The organism is Micromonospora sp. NPDC049374, from assembly GCF_040677165.1.
Taxonomy (GTDB): domain Bacteria; phylum Actinomycetota; class Actinomycetes; order Mycobacteriales; family Micromonosporaceae; genus Micromonospora.
This window is the reverse complement of the sequence record NZ_JBFAQH010000002.1, coordinates 348233-366773: the sequence shown is the minus strand read 5'-3', so window position 1 is coordinate 366773 and position 18541 is coordinate 348233. Positions and strand designations below refer to the sequence as shown.

Genomic DNA, 18541 nt, shown 5'->3' with positions numbered 1-18541 from the left:
CCGGGTAACGGGCCGGCCGGAGGTGGCCGGTATGGTCGCGTTGGCACACACTCCGTCCTCCGCCGAGCGACTGCGGGCGGTGGACGGGTTCCTCACCGAGGCGTGGCTGGACCAGGTCCGCCACGACGAGCGACTGCGCCCACTCGGTGTCGAGGTCCGCTTCGACCGGGGCGTCGCCCACCTGACCGGCGAGGTCGACGAGCCGGCGCAGCTGCGACTGGTACGCGAGCAGGTCGGCCGGTTGGCCGGCGTCTTCGGTGTCTGGTGCCGGGTGCGGGTCGGCGGACGCCACCCGGTGGTGGTCGACCTGGGTTGCGGCGCCACCAAGCAGTGGCCGGGCAATCTCGGGCTCGACATCTTCCCCGCCCCGGGGGTGGACGCGGTCGCCGACCTGTCCGGCTCCCTGCCGCTGGCCGACGACTCGGTCGACGTGCTGTTCGCGGTGCACATCCTGGAGCACCTGATCGACTTCCTGCCCCTGCTGGACGAGTGTCACCGGGTGCTCCGCCCCGGGGGCGTGCTGCACGTGATGAGCCCCTGGTGGGGGCATGTGAACGCGGTGGCCGACCCGACCCACGTGCGGCTGCTGGACGTGCAGACCATCAAGGGCATCTGCGTGATGCGACCCCCGGGGACCCCGCGCTGGCACCCCCTGCACGCCGGCAGCGACGGTGCGTCCATTTTCGCCGACCTCACTCCGCTGGGACCGGACGACGACGGCCCCTCCGCCACCCACCTGGCCCGCTTCTTCGACTAGGCGTCCCTGACCAGTGCCCTGACACCGCTGGTGTCCAGGGCATTCGTCTGTTTCGGCACAGGTCACCAATATTTCTCGCGGGTAACACCGGCAGGCCGCGCCATTGATCGAAACTGATCTAACCCCGGGTAACTCGCCGGTAACAGCTAGCTCCACCAGCCACCCCCGCGGAGGTATGACCGTGCCCAGACGTCTCGCCACCATCCTCGCCTCTGGCGTACTCGCGCTGCTCACCGCCCTCGCCGTGGCCTCCCCCGCCGCGGCGGCCGTCACTCCACAGCAGAAGCTGTCCGTCCTGTCCAGTTGGACCCAGACCAGCGCCAGCAGCTACAACGCCTGGTACTCCGCCCGCCAGAACCGCGCACCCTGGGCCGAGTACAACTTCGACTGGTCAACCGACTACTGCTCGTCGAGCCCGGACAATCCGCTCGGTTTCAAGTTCGACCTCTCCTGTGCCCGGCACGACTTCGGCTACCGCAACTACAAGGCGGTCGGCCAGTTCAGTGCCAACAAGCCGCGCCTCGACAGCGCCTTCTACGAGGATCTGAAGCGGTCCTGCGCCACCTACAACTCCGTCGTCCGGCCAGCCTGCCTGAGCTTGGCGTGGACCTACTACCAGGCGGTCGCCATCTTCGGGTCGGTAGCCGCCGTCCAGCAGTCCGACATCGACCGGGCCGCCCGGATGAAGGCCGACGCCGAGCGCCGCGCTCGCGCCTGAACCATCGGTGACGGACGCCCGGCAGCAACCGCGGCCGGGCGTCCCGCCGATCAGAGACCGACGGTCGCTCAGGCGTGCTCGGTGTGCCGGTCGACGGTGCTGGGTTGAGGCGGAGCGGAGCGACCCGCCCCCGAGGCGAACCGCCCCGAATCGGCCGCCAGGTCGGGATGCTCGACGCCGAGCGCCAACGCGACCGCCTCGTCCAGCCCCAGTTCGGCACCCTCGCCGTACGCCTCGTCGAAGGGGGCGTCGCCCAGCACCCGCCGCAGCGCCGCCTGCCGCTCCGTCCAGTACGTCTCGAAGATGCCCGGTGTCGAGCGCAGGCCCGCCCGGGTCGCCTGGGCGGCACCGAAAAGCCGGGCCGCGGTCAGCGGCTGGTCGCCGACCGCGCAGCGCACCGCGACCGCGTTCAACGTGTCGCAGGCCCGTCCGTGGAAGCCGTGATTCATCCGCGACCGGAGTGCCGCCAGCAGATGCTCATGCGCGGCCACCAGGTCTCCCCGAGCCAGCGCGACCATGCCGAGCAGCATGTCCACCGAGCGGCGCCCCCGATCGACCGGCCGGGACGCCTCCACCGGTCGGGCCGCGCCGAGCAGTTCCGCCGCCTCGTCCAGCGCGCCCCGCCGCCACAGCAACTCGGCCAGGCGGAACACGGCGAACAACGCCTCCGACTCGACCCCCTGATCCTGCGCCCAGTCGATGACCTCCCGGCAGACCCGCTCCGCCTCGGCGAACTGTCCCATGTCGACAAGTGGGGCGGCCCGACCGGCGAGCACCCGGGCCAGCAGACCGGCGTCCGCGGCCTGACGGGCCGCCGCCTCCGCCCGCTGCGAGAAACGCAGCTCCTCGCCGAACTCGCCGTCGCCGCCGGCGTGCAGCGAATGCATGTGGTACGCCGCCGCCAGTTCGTCCTCCGGGATCACCTCGCCGGTCTCGGCCAGCCGGCCGTACAACCGGAACAGCCAGAGCCGCCCTTCCCGGGCCAGTCCGCGCTCGCGCCACCACTGGTCCAGCCCGCCGGCCAGCCGCAGGCCGACCCGGGCGCTGCCACCCGTGGCACACCATCGCAGTGCGGCACGCAGCTCACCGGCGAGTGGATCCAGCGCGTACAGCGACAGCGTCACCGGCTGCGCGTCCGGGCCGAGGTGTGCCCGCTCCAGGGCGTGCGCCGACCAGGCCACATGTCGGTCTCGGGCCGCCTGCTCCTCGCCGGCCTCGGCGAGCCGGCGCGCCGCGTACGCCCGGATCGGGTCGAGCATCCGGTACGTGCAGCCGGCCGCGTGCGGCTCCGCCAGCACCATGGACTTGTCGACCAGCACCGACAGCGGGTCGAGCGGATCGTCGTCGAGCAGCCACTCCACCGTGGGCAGGTCGACCGGGCCGGCGAAGACCGCCAACCAGCGCAGCAGTCGCGCGGCCCGCGGCCCGAGCGTCCGGTAGGACCAGGTCACCGTCGCCTGCATGGTCAGGTGCCGTTCGACCGCTGAGCGGGCCGCCGCCCGGGTCACCGGGGCCGAAGGGTCGACACCGGTGGCCGCCGCGGCCAGGTCGACCGTGTCCCGCTGGTTGCCGGTGTTACCCCGATCGGCTGGTGGCGGCAGCGGATCCTCGCGGCCGGCGTCAAGCGTGCCGAGCACGTCGTCGAGACGCTCGGCGAGCTGACCGACCGAGAGCACCCGCAGCCGGGCCGCAGCCAGCTCGATGGCGAGCGGCAACCCGTCCAGTCGCCGCACCACCCGCCGTACGTCGGCCGACTCGGACGGGTCGGGCTGCCGCCCGCCGCGGGCCGCCGCCGTACGGTCCAACAGCAGCGCCACCGCGTCGCTCTCGGTGCCGTCCGGCGCCGGATCGACGGACAGCGGCGGAATCCGCCACACCACCTCGCCGGGCAACCCCAGCGGTTCCCGGGTCGTCGCCAGCACCCGCACCCCACCGCCGCCCGACAGCAGCCGGGACACCGCCTCGGCGCAGGACGCCGGCTGGGCGTCGCAGGTGTCGAGCACGATCAGCATCCGGCGGGGAGCCGCGTACTCCACAAGCGTGTCGACCATCGGGCGGCCCGGCTCCGGACGCAGCCCGAGTACGGCGGCGACCGCGAAGGCGACCAGCCCGGGGTCGGTGACCGCGGCGATGTCGACGAACCAGACCCCGTCCGGGTACTCGTCCACCAGGTCGGTGGCGAACTCCACGGCCAGCCGCGTCTTGCCGCTGCCGCCCGCGCCCAGCACGGTGACCAGCCGGTGCCGGGCGACGAGTCGCCTCAGCTCGGCGCGTTCGGTCTGCCGACCGACGAACGTGGTGACCTGGATCGGCAGGTTGTGCGCCACCGCGTCGGCGGTACGCGGTCGTGGAAACTGCCGCTCCAGGCCGGGTGCGACGAGCTGGAAGAGCCGTTCCCGGTCGTCGAAGCCACGCAGCCGGTGCAGCCCGAGGTCGAGCAGGGAGGCGCCGGCCGGCAGTGGACGGGCCCGCCGCGCCGTGGCACCGGAGCAGAGGATCTGCCCGCCGTGCGCGGCGGCGGCGACGCGGGCCGCCCGGTGCACCTCGGGACTGGCGTACTCGCCGTCGCGTGGCTCCGCCCAACCGGTGTGCAGTCCCATCCGGACCCGGGGAGCCGCCTCGGGCGTCGGCCAGTCGTGCTCACCGAGCGCCCGCTGCGCGGTCAGACAGGCGGTCAACGCCGCTCCGGCGTCGTCGAAGGCCAGAAAGAACGAGTCGCCCTCGGTCAGCAGCTCCGCGCCCTCGGTCGCCGCGATCGTCCGCCGCAGCAGCCGTCGATGCTCGGCCAGCACCGGCCGGTAGCCCGACCCGAGCAGTTGCGCCAACCGGGTGGAGCCCTCGATGTCGGTGAAAACGAAGGTCACCCAGCCGGTCGGGAGGTGGATCCGTGGCGGCATGCGTGGAACCTCCCCCCTGGTCTCGGCACCATACTTCCCGAGACCAGATCATCACGCATCGTGAGAACGGCCGGCCGAGACTCCGACCCAAGGTGCCATCGGACCCGGCGTCCGGGCAAGGGCGGCATCACCCGTACCACCCATTCACGAACGTTGCCGGCGCGGTCAGCAGCCGCAGCCGCCACCACAGCAACCGCCACCGGCCGGGGCGGACGAGGCACCGGACCCGCCACCACCGCGACCGGTGACCGCGACCGTGGAAAGCAGTTTCACCGTGTCGGCGTGCCCCTGCGGGCAGGGCGCCGGCTCACCGGCCCGCGCCATCGGACGGTTGACCTCGAAGGTGGCGCCGCAGGCGCGGCAACGGAACTCGTACCGGGGCATGACATCAGCCTACGACCGGACCTGACGTCGGCGGGGACATGGGTGATACTCAACGGGTGGCAGACGGCGAAGAGCGCACCACCCTTCGGCCCCTCCGACCGGCCACGCCGCGCGCCGACTCCGGCGCCGGCCCGGACGGGCCGGCGACCAGGCTGCCCCGACCCCGCCGGCCCTGGCTGAGTTCCGGCAAGCCGGCCGACGACGCGGCGGCCGGCACCGCGCCCGCCGGCACCGCGCCCGCCGGCACCCCAGCCGCCGGCACCCCAGCCGCCGGCACCGCGCCCGACACCACTGCGGCGGACGGCCCGAAGAGCGGCGCCACGACCGGGCCGGATGAGGTCTCCGACGCCGGATCGAAGCCGAGGACCACTGTCGAGGGGTCCACTCCGGAGTCCGGTGCACCGGTAGCCCGGCGTCGCCGGGTGCGCTTCGGGCACGCCGTACGCCTGCCGGGGCCTCGCGCCGCGGCCCGAGCGACCCGCGACTGGTCGCGCCGACCCAGTGGTCGGCTGACCCTGCCCGGCGTGTTTCTGCTCGCTCTGGTCGCCGCGACCGCCACGGCCGGCGCGCTGCTGGTGCCCGCCACCCTCGGTGCCCCGCGCCCGGTGGCGGCCGACGCCACCGCCGACGTGCCCGACGCGCTGCCCAGCGACCTGCCGCCGTCCGGTGCGGTACCGCCACCGGGGCAGTTCCCGCCTCCCACCGCGACCCTTCCGCCGGGCGTGGCCCCGCCGGGCACCGCCGGGCCGGCCGGTGGACGCCCGTCCGACGCCCTGGCCGGCTGGGCCCGCGACACGGGTGCCAAGGTCGGCATCGACCCGATCGCCATGCAGGCGTACGGCTACGCCGAGCTGGTGCTTGCCGAAACCGATCGCGCCTGCGGTCTGAGTTGGACCACGTTGGCCGCGATCGGTCTGGTCGAGTCCCGGCACGGCCAGGCCAACAACGCCCAGCTCGGCGCGGACGGCCGGGCGGTCCCGGAAATCATCGGTCTGCCGCTGGACGGTCAGGGCAACCGGATGCGGATCGCCGACACCGACCGGGGCGAGTTGGACCGCGACACCACCTACGACCGGGCGATCGGGCCGATGCAGTTCATTCCGACCACCTGGGGGGAGATCGGCGCGGACGCGGACAACGACGGTCGCAAGGACCCGCACAACATCCACGACGCCGCGCTCGCCGCCGGCATGTACCTGTGCAAGGGCGGCCGCAACCTCACCATTCCGGGTGACTGGTGGAACGCGATCCTGTCGTACAACGATGTCCGAAGGTACGCCCAGGACGTCTTCGACGCCGCCAACCGGTACGGACAGGCCAGTCGCACGTGAAGTGATCGTCCGCATACATTGGAGAACTGGACACTTCCCCCCGGCTGCGGTTAACGGCAAGCTAGACGGGTGATGGTGCGCGAGTGGGACCCCAGGACCGCGTCGTCCGCCGAGATCGCGTCGCTGCTGGACACGCTGAACGCGGTTCTGGCGGCCGATCTCCCGCAGGATCCGCCGTGGCGGGAGAGTTCCCTGCGGGAGTACCTCGCCGAGGTGATGCCGGGCGAACGGCGGATCTCCTGGATCGCCCAGGAGGATCCGGATGCCGACGGCACCCCGGGGGCGATCCTCGGTCAGGTGCATGTGCTGCTGCTCGGCAACATCGGCGTGCTTGAGGTCCTGGTTCACCCGACCGTACGGCGCAGTGGCCTGGGCCGTGATCTCGTCCTGCGCGCGGCCCGCCGCGTCTACCAGGAGGGCTTCGAGTCGATCGGGGTGGAGGTGGTCGGCGACACTCCTGCCGTCGCCTTCTACGAATCGCTCGGCTTCGGCCGGGAGTACGTCGAGACCCGCAGCGTCCTAGACCTCTCCGGCGTCGACTGGGCCGAGTTGGCGGAGATGTCCATCGGGCTCGGTGCGGGCTACCGCGTCGAATTCCACCCCGGCGGCCCGCCGGACGAGCTGATCGAGGCGTACGCGCGGGCCAAGGCCGAGATCCGGGACATCGAGGACGGCGAGCTACGACCCAGTTCGTATGATCCGCAGCGGCTCCGGGACAGCCTCGACTGCCTGCACCGAAGGGGCATGAAGCCGTACATCGTGCTCGCTCTGCACGAGCAGACCGGCGAGGTGGCCGGTCTGACCGAGGTGGTCGTGCCGGCTCAGCACCCGACCCGCGCCGACCAGTACGACACGATCGTGGTGCAGGATCACCGGGGCTACGGCATCGACCGGGCGATCAAGGCCCGGATGCTGTTGGAGCTGCGCTCGGCCGAGCCGCAGCTGACCGAGGTGCAAACCTGGAACGCGCAGGCAAACGAGGCCATGCTCAAGGTCAACGCCGAGTTGGGCTACCGCACCGACCGGGACTGGTGCGAATACAGCATCGACGTCGCCGAGCTGGTCCACCGCCTCGACGCGACCCGCTGACCGGTCGGCTCCTCGGCCGTCAGTTCTGGTACCAGGTACGCGGGTCAGGCGGCGGCGGCACGTTTCGGTACCTGGCCACCCGCACCTCCCACTGACTGCGACGCCGCCGCGCCTCCCGGTCGGCCCGGGAACGATGGTAGGTCTCCGGCGGTCGAGCCAGCCCATAGATGTCCGCCCACCATTCGCCCGGTTCGGGGTCGAGAATGGTGTTCAGGTGCGCCGGGTAGCGACGCTCCGCGCCGTCCCGGGTGTCGTCCCAGACCTCCATCGGCAGCACGACCCGCCCCTCCTGGTCGACGACCACGAGGTAGAGCCCGGCCGCACCCAGCAGCCGCTCCAGCACGGCCAGGCTCGGGGTCAGGCTGCCGGCCTCGACGCGCGCGACGGTCGACGGAGCGACCTTGGCGAAGCGGGCCATCCGCAGCTGACTGAGCCCGACGATCCGTCGGGCGCGTCGCACCAGACCGGCGATTGGAAACGGCCCCACCGTGGGACCAAGGTCCGGCGGCTCGAAGATGCTGGACATGCACCAGACCTTGCCGCTGCCGAGACCAGCGCGGCAACCCCTGTGGAAAAGCCTGTGGATAACCCGCCCTCGCCGCACAGCCCGCGCCACCCCCGCAGCCGTCGGCTCGGCCGGGAGCGGCTCTCCCGGCGACCCCGGGGCACGGAGGCGACGATCGGCCCGCTACCGTCAGCAACGATCACTTGGAGTGACGGCGGCGGCGTTCCCTCGACCCCAACCAATAACACCTACGCGCCCTTTGCTCTGCTTCAATCCACGCAAAGGGCTGTGACCAGCGATGACTCAGGGCGCGGCGACGCCGCCATCGCACTCTACAACTACTCTCCGCGAGCTGTGCGTGGGTTGAAGCAGAGCAAAGGATGTGCGGGGTAGGTCGGCGGAAGGAACAGAAGGTACTCAGGGTGACGGCTAGTCGGGCGCACTCCGACCGGCTGTCGCCGGGCGCGCTCGGACGAAGCCGGGCGTGCGGTGCGGGCGGCCGGTCAGTAGCGCTGGCGGAGCAGTTGGGCAGCCTCGACGGCCCAGTAGGTGAGGATGATCTGGGCACCGGCGCGGCGGATCGAGGTGAGGGTTTCCAGCATCACCCGCTCCCGGTCGATCCAGCCGTTCGCGGCAGCCGCCTCGACCATCGCGTACTCGCCGGAGACCTGGTAGGCCGCCACGGGGACGTCAACGGCGGCGCGGACCGCCGCCACCACGTCGAGGTACGGCAGCGCCGGCTTGACCATCACCAGGTCGGCACCCTCGGCGACGTCCAGCGCGACCTCGCGCAGCGACTCGCGCAGGTTCGCCGGATCCTGCTGGTAGGTCCGCCGGTCCCCCTCCAGCGCCGATTCCACCGCGTCGCGGAAGGGGCCGTAGAAGGCCGAGGCGTACTTCACGGCGTACGCGAGCACGGCCACATCGGTGTGACCGGCCGCGTCGAGCGCCCGGCGTACCACCCCGACCTGGCCGTCCATCATCCCGGACGGCCCGACCACCCCGACCCCGGCGGCGGCCTGGGCCACCGCCATCTCGGCGTAGGCGGCGAGGGTGGCGTCGTTGTCGACCTCACCGGACGGGGTGAGCAGCCCGCAGTGCCCGTGCGAGGTGAACTCGTCCAGGCAGAGATCGCTCATCACCACCGTGGCGTCGCCCACCTCGGCCACCACGTCACGGATCGCGACGTTGAGGATGCCGTCCGGGTCGATGCCGCCGGAGCCGCGTTCGTCGCGCGACGCCGGCACTCCGAACAGCATGATCCCGCCGACGCCGGCCTGCACCGCCTCCACCGCCGCCTTGCGCAGCGAGTCGCGCGAGTGCTGGAGCACACCCGGCAGCGAAGCGATGGCGCGCGGCTCGGTCAGCCCCTCCTTGACGAACATCGGCACGACCAGCTCGGCCGGGTCGACGCGGGTTTCGGAGACCAGCCGACGCATCGCCGCGGTGCGGCGCAGTCGGCGGGGCCGAATCTCTGGGTACGGCACGAACCCTCCCTGACGACCAGCCGGTGCCGAGACGGCTACCGGAACCTCAGCGCGGTCGGCCCCTGCACCTTCGAACCGCGACGCTGCTTCGCCGGCATCGCGGCGAGCTTCTCCCGCAGCTCGACGGCGTAGCCGGCGAGCGCCTCCACCAGATCGGGCACCGACGCGTGCGGAGGCTGGACGTCGACCCGCAGGCCGAACTCCGTCGCGGTCTCCGCCGTCTTGGGCCCGATGACAGCGACAACGGTACGCGTGTGCGGCTTGCCGGCGATGCCGACCAGGTTCCGGACCGTGGAGGACGAGGTGAACAGCACCGCGTCGAACCCACCCGACTTGATCGCGTCCCGGATCTCGGCGGGCGGCGGAGCGGCCCGGACCGTCCGGTAAGCGGTCACGTCGTCGACCTCCCAGCCGCGCTCGGTGAGCCCGGCGGCGAGCGTCTCGGTGGCGATGTCGGCACGCGGCAGCAGCACCCGGCCGACCGGATCGAGCACCTCGTCGTGCGGCGAGAACTCGGCCAGCAGCCCCTCGGAGGACTGCTCACCGGAGGGGATCAGCTCCGGCTGGATGCCGAAGGCACGGACGGCGTCGGCGGTGGCGTCGCCGATACAGGCGATCTTGACGCCGCCGAAGTGCCGGGCGTCCAGGCCGTGCTCGGCGAACTTCTCCCAGACCGCCCGCACCGCGTTGACCGACGTGAAGATCACCCAGGCGTACCTGCCGTCGACCAGGCCCTTGACCGCCCGCTCCATCTGCGCGGGGGTACGCGGCGGCTCGACCGCGATGGTCGGCACCTCGCAGGGAATCGCCCCGTACGCACGCAGCCGGGCGCTCATCGCGCCGGCCTGCTCCTTGGTGCGAGGCACCAGCACCTTCCAGCCGTACAGCGGGCGGTTCTCCCACCAGCTGAGCTTGTCCCGCTGGCCCACACCGTCGCCGACGGTCAGCACGACCCGACCGGTGAAGCCGAGTGCCGCCGCGACGAAGGAGTCCACGGTCGACGTGGTGGTGTACTGCGTCTCCCCGGTGCCGTCCCCGGTCACCCCGACGTCGGTGCCGCCGTCCACCCCGGCGGCGAGCAGCCCGTCACGGATCGCGGCCAGATCGCCGGCGTCGACCGCCAACGCCAGCGAGCCGCGCTGCACGGCCGCGGCCAGCGCGTCGAAGTCCAGGGCACTGACGTCCTCGACGTCGGCGGCGGTGCGTACGCCCGGCAGCGGCACACCCGCATAGGTGGCCACCCCCTCGGCCTGACCGACTCCGGGAACCACCTCGAAGTGCGCGGCGGTACGCGCCACCGCCTGCACCTCCTTGACCACCGAGTCGTGGCCGAACGGGTCGCCGGCCACCAGGTGCACCGCGTTCTGCCCGGAGCGGGCCGCCGAGATCAGGATCTTGGCCACGTCGCCCGGCGCGCCCTCGGCCGGGGTGAACTGGGCGTCGGAGCTGGCCTCGGCCCGGACGACGTCGAGCAGCGACTCGGGGACTCCCCGGTCGTACACCACCTGGTCGGCGTCGACCAGGGCGTCGTGCGCCCGGCGGGTCAGCAGGCCCGGGTCGCCGGGTCCTGCCCCGACGAACGCGATACGGCCTACGGGCTTACGGGTGCGGGTCATTCTGTGCTCCCAAATTGCTGGGTCCCCGGGCCGTCGTGTCCTTGCGGGCCGAGGATCGAGTCGGCGCCGAGGTCGAGGAGTTCGGCGGCGAGTGCCTTACCGATCTCCGCCGCATCGGCGGGCGTACCGGTGCGGGACAGCCGGACCTCATGGGTGCCGTCCGGGCTGATCACCGCCCCGCGCAGGTAGATCTCATCGCCGTTCTCGCCTTCCGCGAGTTCGGCGTGGGCGGCGACCGGAGCGGAGCATCCGGCCTCCAGGGTGGCCAGCATCGCCCGTTCCGCGGTGACCGCGGCGCGGGACGGCGCATGGTCGAGCAGGGCGAGCAGTTCGACCAGATCCGGGTCGTCGACCCGGCACTCGACCGCCAGGGCACCCTGGGCGGGTGCCGGCAGCATCAGCATCGGGTCGAGCGTCTCGGTGATGACGTCGCTCCGGTCGATGCGGGCCAGGCCCGCTCGGGCCAGGACGACGGCGTCCAGGTCGGCCTCCGGGCCCAGCACCCGGGCCAGCCGGGTGTCGATGTTGCCCCGGATCGGGGTGACCGACAGTGGCATGCCCAGCGCGTGCAGCTGGGCGATCCGGCGCAGCGCGCCGGTGCCGACGACCGCGCCGGGACGGAGTTCGGCGAGAGTCCTGCCGTCGCGGGCGATCAGCGCGTCGCGCGGATCCTGGCGTGCCGGCACCGCGGCGATGTGCAGCCCCGCCGCGGTCGCGGTGGGCAGGTCCTTGTACGAGTGGACCGCGAAGTCGATCGTCCCGGCGACCAGTGCGTCACGCAGCGCGGAGACGAACACGCCGACCCCGAGCCGGTGCACCGGCGCGCTGGACCGGTCACCGGCGGTCACCACCTCGATCAGTTCGACGGGGCGTCCGGTACGGGCCGTCAGCGCCTTGGCGACGTGCCCCGACTGGGCCATCGCCAGCTTGCTGCCCCGGGTACCGAGGCGCAGCGGGGCCTCGTTCATCGCTCGCCTCCGGTGGGTGGGGTGATGTCTGGCACGGTGTCCACCGGCGAGGTCTGCGGGACCTGGAGATCGAACAGTTCCCGCAGCAGGGCCGTGTACTGGTCACCGCCGGGTTCGGCGGCGAGCTGACGGACCCGGACGGTCGGCTGGTGCAGTAGCCGTTGGACCACTCGGTGCACGGTACGGGCCACCTCGGCGCGCTGGTCGTCGCTGAGGTCGGGACGGCGTTGCGCGAGCCGGCGCAGCTCGGCGGTGACCACGTCGTCGGCCCGGCCGCGCAGCGCGGCGACGGTCGGTGCCACGTCGGCACCACGCAGCCAGCTGAGGAAGGACTCGACCTCGCCGGCCACGATCCGCTCGACGGCGGCGGCGTCCGCGGCGACCGGACCGTCGGCGAGCAGCGCGGCCATCCGATCGATGTCGATCACCTCGACGCCGGGCAGCTCGGCGACGCCGGGGCCGACGTCTCGCGGTACCGCGAGGTCGAGCAGGACCAGCGGGCCACGTCCGGCGGCGCGGTCGGCAGCCGCAGCGGCGACCACCTCGCGGGTGAGGACCGGCTCGGGGGAGGCGGTGGCGGCCACCACGATGTCCACCGTGCCGAGCGTGTCGGCCAGCTCGGCCATCGGTCGCGCACCGGCACCGTACGACTCGGCCAACCGGACGGCGCGGTCGGTGCTCCGGTTCGTCACGGTCAGCGGGCCGGCGCCGAGCCGGGACAGCGTCGCCACGCCCAGCGAGCCCATCGCCCCGGCACCGACGATCAGCGCGGGACGGCCGGTGAGGTCGTCGTCGAGGTGACCGGCGGCGAGCCCAAGTGCGGCGGTGACCACGCTCTGGCCGGCGCGGTCGATGCCGGTCTCCGAGTGGGCCCGCTTGCCGACCCGCAGCGCCTGCTGCATCAGCTCGTGCAGCAGCCGCCCGGCGGTGTCGGCCGCACTGGCCCAGTGGTAGGCGTCACGGAGCTGCCCGAGGATCTGCGCCTCGCCGATCACCATCGAGTCCAGGCCGGCGGCGACCCGGAAGACGTGATCCACCGCGGCCGCGTCGTAGTGCACGTAGAGATGGTTCGCCAGCGCGGCCGGCTGACAGCCCGCCTGCTCGGCGAGGACGGCGCAGATGTCGCCGAGGCCGCCGTGGAAGCCGGACACCGCCGCGTAGACCTCCACCCGGTTGCAGGTGGAGACGAGGACGGCCTCACTCACGTACGGCTGCGCGACCAGGCGCCCCAGGGTGCGGTCGAGCCCGCTGGGTGACACCGCGAGTCGTTCCAGGGTGGCGACCGGTGCGGTGCGGTAGGACGCGCCCACGACGAGGAGTTTCACGTGCCGATCGCCTCCTGGCTCTCGGTGACCGCGAGACCACCGGGCAGGGCGGTGAGGGCGGACCCACCGGCGGCGGGAAGCGCGGTCAGGGATGCCTTGCGGTGCTCGTGGAACGACAGGATCTGCAACTCGATGGCCAGGTCGACCTTTCGCACGTCGACCCCTTCGGGGACCGAGAGTACGCACGGTGCGAAGTTCAGGATGCTCGTCACACCGACCGCGACCAACTGATCCGCCACCCGTTGTGCGGCGGTGGCCGGGGTGGCGATGACACCGATCGCGATGGATTCCTCGGCGGCCACCCGGGGCAGTTCGTCGATGTGCTGTACGACCAGGCCGTTGATCTCCTCGCCGACCCGCTCCTGGTCGGCGTCGAAGAGGGCGGCGATCCGGAACCCGCGGCTGGCGAAGCCGTCGTAGCCGGCCAAGGCGTGACCGAGGTTACCCACCCCGACCAGGGCGACGGCCCGGCGCTGGGTGAGCCCGAGCACGTACTCGATCTGGTCGATCAGCAGCCCGACGTCGTAGCCGACGCCCCGGGTGCCGTACGAGCCGAGCTGGGAAAGGTCCTTGCGGAGCTTGGCCGAGTTCACCCCGGCGGCGTTTGCCAATCCCTCACTGGAAACCGTCTCGTGACCGGTTTCGGCGAGGTTGTGCAGGGCACGGAGATATTCGGGGAGCCGGGCCACCGTCGCCTCCGGCAGATCCGGGAGCGCCGGTACGGCACCTGCGCGACCGGGCGCGCCAGGGTGACGGTGCTGACTCATGAGACTCCGTGCGGTGCGATCCTCGACCAGCTCCACCGGCCGGCCGTTTCGGGACTCCCGCTGGCGACCGATGTTGCCGGCTGTGCTAGCAGGGCGCGTCGGAACTACAGAGTAGGCGCTTGTGAAGACGTGCACAAATCGCGATCTTGCTGGCACGGCCCGCGCCCCCACCGGCCCCTCCATCCCACAAGATCGATCACCACCTCGCCATGAGCACCCGCACGATTATCGCTCAATCCCGACTTCCCTGACCAATCACACGCAGCCCTCGGCTCCCATTCCAATTGGCCGATCATGAAGTTATCGCCCCGACACGCCGATTTTGCGCGCAACAACTTCATGATCAGCGCGGTGGGACGGGGGGATTGGTGGCGAGGGTCACGGCCTCGGTGAGGGTGTCGGCGACGGGGTGGCCGGCGGCGAGCAGTCGGGAGCGGTCGGTGAAACCGCCGGTGTAGAGGACGGCGCGGGCACCTACGGAAAGCGCCGCGTCGGCGTCGTCAAGCGAGTCGCCGATCAGCACCACCGACCGGCCATCGACACCCAGGGCGTCGAGATGCCGCGCCAGTGACTCTGCCTTGCGGTCGCCGCCCACCTGCGCCCGCAGCCCGTCGACCCGGGCGAACCGGCCGGTCAGACCGTACGTCTCGACGGTGGGTACCAACTCGTCGTGAAACCACATCGACAACAGGGACTGGCTGCCCGGCCAGGCCGCCATCGCGTCCACGGCGTCGTGCGCCAGCTCACAGGTGGTCAGACCCACCCGGTACGCGTCGTGGAAGATCTTGTCCAGCCGACCGAAGGCGTCGTCGTCCACCGCTCGGCCGAGGACCTCCGCGTAGTAGTCGGCGATCGGCCGGCGGAACCGGACCCGGTGCTCGTCCGGGCTGACGCTCGGCCCGCCCTCGCTGGCGAACACCGCGTTGGTGCAGGCCACCACGAGGCTGAGGTCGTTGAGCAGGGTGCCGTTCCAGTCCCACACCAGATGAGGGCTCGCAGGGGTCATCGCCGCACCCTATCCGGCACCGCGATGGTGCGAGGGTCTCAGAGCTGCGGGGTGGTCAGGTCCCGCAGCAGCCGTTCCTCCTCGACTCGCCAGTAGCCGTGCTCCCGGCCGTCGAGCAGCACCACCGGCAGCCGGTCGCCGTACTCACGTTCCAGCTCCACGTCACCGCTGACGTCCCGTTCGGTCCACCGGTCGCCGGTGACCGCGACCACCCGGTCGAGCGCCGCCTTGGCGTCCTCGCAGAGGTGACAGCCGGGGCGGGTGATCAGCGTCAGGCGGGGTTCACGCATCGGTCTCCTCCGTCGTACCGAGCAGGGTCTTGCGTACCTTCCCGATCACCGAGCGCGGTAGCACGTCGACGAACTCGACCTCGGTCGGGCACTTGAATCTGGCCAGATTACGCGTGCAGTGGGCGATCAGCTCGGTACCGGCCACCGCGGCCTGCGGTACCGGCACCACGTACGCCCGGACAGTCTCCCCGGTCCTCGGGTGCGGCACGCCCACTACGGCGGACTCCGCCACCGCCGGATGCGCCGACAACACCAGCTCCACCTCGTGGGGGTACACGTTGAAACCGTTGACCAGGATCAGCTCACCGACCCGGTCGACCAGGAAGAGGTCGCCATCGGCATCGGCGTACGCGATGTCGCCGGTCGCCCACCAGCCGTCGGCGTCCGGTCCGCCCGCGCCGTCCGGCCAGTACCCGGAGAACAGATTGGCGCCGCGGACCACGAGTTGACCCGGATCGGTGCCCGCGGCCGGGTCGGTGAGGTCCATCTCGTCCGGGTCGTCGTCGGGCGCGGCGACCCCGTCGCGCCACAGCTCCGTGCCGTCCGCCCCGATCAGCCGCACCTGCACGCCGGGCAATGGGCGGCCGATCGATCCGGGCCTGGGTTCGCCGCCTACCAGGGTCGAGGTGAGCACCGGCGCGGTCTCGGTCAGGCCGTACCCAACGTGCACCGGGCGACCGGCGGCCTCGGTGAAGCGCGCCGCGTCGGCCGGCTCCAGCGGCGCCGCGCCGCTGACCACGATCCGCACCGCGGCCATCGCCGCGGCGAGGCTGTCGGCGTCCGCCCGGGACCAGGTCTGCACCATCGACGGTACGCCCACCAGCACGCTCACCCGGTGCCGGGCGATCTCGGCGAGCGCCGCCTCGGAGCCCGGATCGTCGACGAGCACTCCGGTCGCACCGTGGTGGATCACCGCGCCCAGCCCGGCGTTCAGCCCGTAGGCGTGGAACAGCGGCAGGGCCAGCAGCACCGTGTCGTCCGGCCCGACCACCGGTGGCTCGATCCGGCCGACCTGTTCGTGGTTGGCCGCCAACGCCCCGTGCGAGAGCATGGCGCCCTTCGGCCAGCCCGAGGTGCCCGAGGTGTAGAGCAGCACCGCCAGGTCGTCGGCACTCCGGACCGGGAACCTCTGGTCGCCACCGGCCGTCGGCGCGCTGGTGTGCACCGCCACCAGCGCGGGCAGGTTCAGCTCCCCGACCAGAGCCCGGATCCGCTCGGTAGCGATCAGCACCGAAGCTCCCGAGTCCGCCAGGACGTGCTGTAGCTCGCGCGCGGTCAGGCCGGGATTCACCGGTACCGCCGTCATGCCAGCCCGCAGCGCACCGAGCAGGCTGATCACGAAATCCGGCACGTTGGGCAGCGCCACGGCGACCCGCGCGCCCGGCCGGGTCGCGTCGACCCCCGGCAGCGCGTCGGCCAGTGCCCGGGCCGCACCGCTCACCGCCTCGTCCAGTTCGGACCAGGTGATCGTCCGATCCTGCCAGTGCAGTGCGGGCTTGCCGGCCTGCAACTCCGCCGCCCGGCGGAGACGGTCGGCGAGGTTGGGACCGGAAACTGAGTCAGGATCCTGCACGGTGGCTGAGTCTGGCACAGCCCGATCCGCACGGCCACGCCCGCGAGACACCGGCCGCCGCCACTCGCCGCACCGGGATGAACGCGCCAACCGTCCACCAGGGCACGTCGAGTCCCGTACACGGAACCCGACCACGTCACCGACGGTGCGGTACAGCCGGGACGGCAACGCACCTCAGGTGTCCCGGTCCGGTTCCGGCACTGCCCTGCACCGGTCCGGGGCGCCCACCATCGATTCGGCCCCCTCACCAGGACGAACATGGACTCCACTGGGGATCAGCCGGACCGCCAGTTGTCAACCACACCCGACGGACAACCGGTCCGCCAGGTCGGCGACACGTCGGGAAATACTTCGGCCCTGTGTAACGGACTTGCCACGCGCGGGTGACGTTGGCCCTATCATCACTCGGGTCGGCTCACCCCATTTGCCGTGAGTCGACACCCCTCAGCCCGAGGAGGCCCCCGTGCCGTTGAGCGCATTGGACCAGCACCTCAAGGGGATCTGCCGCCCGCCGGCACACCCCGGAGCCACCCTGCCCGACGGGGCAACGACCGGTCGGCCGGTCGTCGCCAGCCCGGCGGCCACCGGCGGAACGGAGGCGGCGCGATGACGACCTTCGGTTTCGCCGAGCGTCCGGTCGGCCTGACCAATCCGGCCGCCCGCACTCCGATGAACGAACGCGGCGGCGCGCACGGCGCACCCGACGCGTCGGCCAACCTCACCGTCCGGGGCGACGGCACCGTGCGTCGGGTGGGCAGCCGGCCCCATCAGAACGAACCGCCACATCGACCACCCGTACCCGGGGGGAACGCCAAAGCCGCCGGCGGGCGGGTCGTCTCCCCGAACCGCCCGACGATGCCGGCCCAGGCTCGGCGCAGTGGGGACGCACCGGTCACCGAGGTGTCCACCACCGAGACGGCGGTCCTGCCGGCGGTGCCGGAGACGACCGGCACCTCGACCGGATTCCCGAGCCGCCCGGATCCGTCCGACCCGGCGACCGAGGTCTGGGCCCTCGTCGAACGTGCCCAGGCGGGTGAATCCGAGGCGTTCGGGCTGATCTACGACCGTTACGTGGACACCGTGTTCCGCTTCGTCTACTTCCGGGTCGGCAATCGACAACTCGCCGAGGACCTCACCTCGGACACCTTCCTGCGCGCCCTCAAGCGGATCGGTAGCTTCACCTGGCAGGGCCGCGACCTCGGGGCCTGGCTGGTCACCATCGCGCGCAACCTGGTCGCCGACCACTTCAAGTCCGGCCGGTACCGGCTGGAGGTGACCACCGGCGATGTCCTCGACGCCGATCGGGAGGATCGAGGACCGGAGGGCAGCCCGGAGGCGGCGGTGGTGGAGCACATCACAAACGTCGCCCTGCTCAGCGCGGTGAAACGCCTCAACCCCGAGCAGCAGGAGTGCATCGTGCTCCGCTTTCTCCAGGGCTTCTCGGTGGCCGAGACCGCACGGGCGATGGGCAAGAACGAGGGCGCGATCAAGGCATTGCAGTACCGAGCGGTCCGGGCCCTGGCCCGGCTGCTCCCGGACGGCTTCCAGCCGTGATCTCCCCGTACCGCGACGATGGCCGCCCAGCCCCGCCCGCTCCGGGCTCCCATGACCTGACAGCGATCACTTTGCGTAATTTCGGCGCCGGCCGGGCCGTAACCCGCCCCCGGCACGGCGCGTTTCTCCGGGTGCGACCGGTGACAGGTCGGGAACCCACGGGGTCCTCCGGATGATCTGCGACGGAGCCGACGACGGCCCTTCGCCGTGATGTCACGAGGTCATCGGTCGCTGGCGGTGAACGCGGCCGACCGGCCGTGACCAGCGAGAGGAG

Annotated in this window: 17 protein-coding genes; 6 read left to right on the top strand and 11 right to left on the bottom strand. The window is 72.0% G+C overall.

Annotated elements, in window-relative coordinates; all coding sequences use genetic code 11:
• Nucleotides 1-31 precede the first annotated feature (31 nt).
• On the top strand, nucleotides 32-757 hold the full coding sequence (locus AB0J93_RS05085; RefSeq protein WP_363918285.1) for a methyltransferase domain-containing protein: 726 nt from the start codon (nucleotides 32-34) through the stop codon (nucleotides 755-757).
• A 181-nt stretch (nucleotides 758-938) separates the two neighbouring features.
• A complete protein-coding gene (locus tag AB0J93_RS05080; protein WP_363918283.1) occupies nucleotides 939-1475 on the top strand; it encodes a phospholipase in 537 nt (178 codons plus the stop codon).
• A gap of 68 nt (nucleotides 1476-1543) precedes the next feature.
• Here the strand turns inward: AB0J93_RS05080 and AB0J93_RS05075 are convergent, their stop codons facing one another.
• Both AB0J93_RS05075 and AB0J93_RS05070 read right to left on the bottom strand, forming a co-directional pair.
• Nucleotides 1544-4372 (bottom strand): adenylate/guanylate cyclase domain-containing protein, encoded by a 2829-nt coding sequence (locus AB0J93_RS05075; protein WP_363918281.1) that lies wholly within the window; start codon nucleotides 4370-4372, stop codon nucleotides 1544-1546.
• Between the two features lie 165 nt (nucleotides 4373-4537).
• The gene (locus tag AB0J93_RS05070; RefSeq protein WP_164448458.1) at nucleotides 4538-4756 is read right to left on the bottom strand and encodes a zinc ribbon domain-containing protein; all 219 of its coding nucleotides are present in this window, start codon (nucleotides 4754-4756) and stop codon (nucleotides 4538-4540) included.
• 56 nt (nucleotides 4757-4812) lie between these two features.
• Here AB0J93_RS05070 and AB0J93_RS05065 point away from each other — a divergent pair, with 56 nt between their 5' ends.
• Both AB0J93_RS05065 and AB0J93_RS05060 read left to right on the top strand, forming a co-directional pair.
• Nucleotides 4813-6087: a lytic murein transglycosylase gene (locus AB0J93_RS05065; protein ID WP_363918279.1), complete on the top strand. Its 1275-nt coding sequence runs from the start codon at nucleotides 4813-4815 to the stop codon at nucleotides 6085-6087.
• 72 nt (nucleotides 6088-6159) lie between these two features.
• Nucleotides 6160-7176, top strand: coding sequence for a GNAT family N-acetyltransferase (locus tag AB0J93_RS05060; RefSeq protein WP_363918572.1), 1017 nt, complete (start codon nucleotides 6160-6162; stop codon nucleotides 7174-7176).
• 19 nt (nucleotides 7177-7195) lie between these two features.
• On the opposite strand, the gene AB0J93_RS05055 is transcribed toward AB0J93_RS05060, so the two are convergent.
• The 9 genes from AB0J93_RS05055 to AB0J93_RS05015 all read right to left on the bottom strand — a co-directional run bounded on the left by AB0J93_RS05055 (nucleotide 7196) and on the right by AB0J93_RS05015 (nucleotide 16713).
• Entirely contained in the window at nucleotides 7196-7702 is a 507-nt protein-coding gene (locus tag AB0J93_RS05055) for a helix-turn-helix transcriptional regulator (protein WP_363918277.1), read from the bottom strand.
• A 482-nt stretch (nucleotides 7703-8184) separates the two neighbouring features.
• On the bottom strand, nucleotides 8185-9168 hold the full coding sequence (hemB, locus tag AB0J93_RS05050; RefSeq protein ID WP_363918275.1) for a porphobilinogen synthase: 984 nt from the start codon (nucleotides 9166-9168) through the stop codon (nucleotides 8185-8187).
• A gap of 35 nt (nucleotides 9169-9203) precedes the next feature.
• Complete coding sequence (locus AB0J93_RS05045; RefSeq protein ID WP_093403485.1) at nucleotides 9204-10784, bottom strand: uroporphyrinogen-III synthase; 1581 nt, start codon at nucleotides 10782-10784, stop codon at nucleotides 9204-9206.
• Nucleotides 10781-11752, bottom strand: coding sequence for a hydroxymethylbilane synthase (gene hemC / locus AB0J93_RS05040; protein WP_363918273.1), 972 nt, complete (start codon nucleotides 11750-11752; stop codon nucleotides 10781-10783). The genes AB0J93_RS05045 and hemC overlap by 4 nt, the downstream gene beginning before the upstream one ends.
• Complete coding sequence (locus tag AB0J93_RS05035; RefSeq protein WP_363918271.1) at nucleotides 11749-13077, bottom strand: glutamyl-tRNA reductase; 1329 nt, start codon at nucleotides 13075-13077, stop codon at nucleotides 11749-11751. Before AB0J93_RS05035 ends, hemC begins: the two co-directional genes overlap by 4 nt.
• A complete protein-coding gene (locus tag AB0J93_RS05030; protein WP_093403720.1) occupies nucleotides 13074-13844 on the bottom strand; it encodes a redox-sensing transcriptional repressor Rex in 771 nt (256 codons plus the stop codon). Before AB0J93_RS05030 ends, AB0J93_RS05035 begins: the two co-directional genes overlap by 4 nt.
• A 343-nt stretch (nucleotides 13845-14187) precedes the next feature.
• Nucleotides 14188-14850: an HAD hydrolase-like protein gene (locus AB0J93_RS05025; protein ID WP_363918269.1), complete on the bottom strand. Its 663-nt coding sequence runs from the start codon at nucleotides 14848-14850 to the stop codon at nucleotides 14188-14190.
• Between the two features lie 38 nt (nucleotides 14851-14888).
• Nucleotides 14889-15140: a glutaredoxin family protein gene (locus tag AB0J93_RS05020; protein WP_093403479.1), complete on the bottom strand. Its 252-nt coding sequence runs from the start codon at nucleotides 15138-15140 to the stop codon at nucleotides 14889-14891.
• On the bottom strand, nucleotides 15133-16713 hold the full coding sequence (locus AB0J93_RS05015; protein ID WP_363918267.1) for an AMP-binding protein: 1581 nt from the start codon (nucleotides 16711-16713) through the stop codon (nucleotides 15133-15135). The genes AB0J93_RS05020 and AB0J93_RS05015 overlap by 8 nt, the downstream gene beginning before the upstream one ends.
• Before the next feature lie 463 nt (nucleotides 16714-17176).
• Here AB0J93_RS05015 and AB0J93_RS05010 point away from each other — a divergent pair, with 463 nt between their 5' ends.
• A complete protein-coding gene (locus AB0J93_RS05010; protein ID WP_363918265.1) occupies nucleotides 17177-17323 on the top strand; it encodes a hypothetical protein in 147 nt (48 codons plus the stop codon).
• A complete protein-coding gene (locus tag AB0J93_RS05005; protein ID WP_363918263.1) occupies nucleotides 17320-18267 on the top strand; it encodes an ECF subfamily RNA polymerase sigma factor, BldN family in 948 nt (315 codons plus the stop codon). Before AB0J93_RS05010 ends, AB0J93_RS05005 begins: the two co-directional genes overlap by 4 nt.
• Nucleotides 18268-18541: the final 274 nt, after the last annotated feature.

What these genes read in the sequence shown, in the direction of transcription:
- hemC (WP_363918273.1), bottom strand. Translation starts at nt 11,752, where the DNA reads ATGAACGAGGCCCCGCTGCGCCTCGGTACCCGGGGCAGCAAGCTGGCG.
- AB0J93_RS05030 (WP_093403720.1), bottom strand. Translation starts at nt 13,844, where the DNA reads ATGAGTCAGCACCGTCACCCTGGCGCGCCCGGTCGCGCAGGTGCCGTA.
- AB0J93_RS05025 (WP_363918269.1), bottom strand. Translation starts at nt 14,850, where the DNA reads ATGACCCCTGCGAGCCCTCATCTGGTGTGGGACTGGAACGGCACCCTG.
- AB0J93_RS05005 (WP_363918263.1), top strand. Translation starts at nt 17,320, where the DNA reads ATGACGACCTTCGGTTTCGCCGAGCGTCCGGTCGGCCTGACCAATCCG.
- AB0J93_RS05045 (WP_093403485.1), bottom strand. Translation starts at nt 10,784, where the DNA reads ATGACCCGCACCCGTAAGCCCGTAGGCCGTATCGCGTTCGTCGGGGCA.
- AB0J93_RS05055 (WP_363918277.1), bottom strand. Translation starts at nt 7,702, where the DNA reads ATGTCCAGCATCTTCGAGCCGCCGGACCTTGGTCCCACGGTGGGGCCG.
- AB0J93_RS05060 (WP_363918572.1), top strand. Translation starts at nt 6,160, where the DNA reads ATGGTGCGCGAGTGGGACCCCAGGACCGCGTCGTCCGCCGAGATCGCG.
- AB0J93_RS05075 (WP_363918281.1), bottom strand. Translation starts at nt 4,372, where the DNA reads ATGCCGCCACGGATCCACCTCCCGACCGGCTGGGTGACCTTCGTTTTC.
- AB0J93_RS05085 (WP_363918285.1), top strand. Translation starts at nt 32, where the DNA reads ATGGTCGCGTTGGCACACACTCCGTCCTCCGCCGAGCGACTGCGGGCG.
- AB0J93_RS05020 (WP_093403479.1), bottom strand. Translation starts at nt 15,140, where the DNA reads ATGCGTGAACCCCGCCTGACGCTGATCACCCGCCCCGGCTGTCACCTC.
- AB0J93_RS05070 (WP_164448458.1), bottom strand. Translation starts at nt 4,756, where the DNA reads ATGCCCCGGTACGAGTTCCGTTGCCGCGCCTGCGGCGCCACCTTCGAG.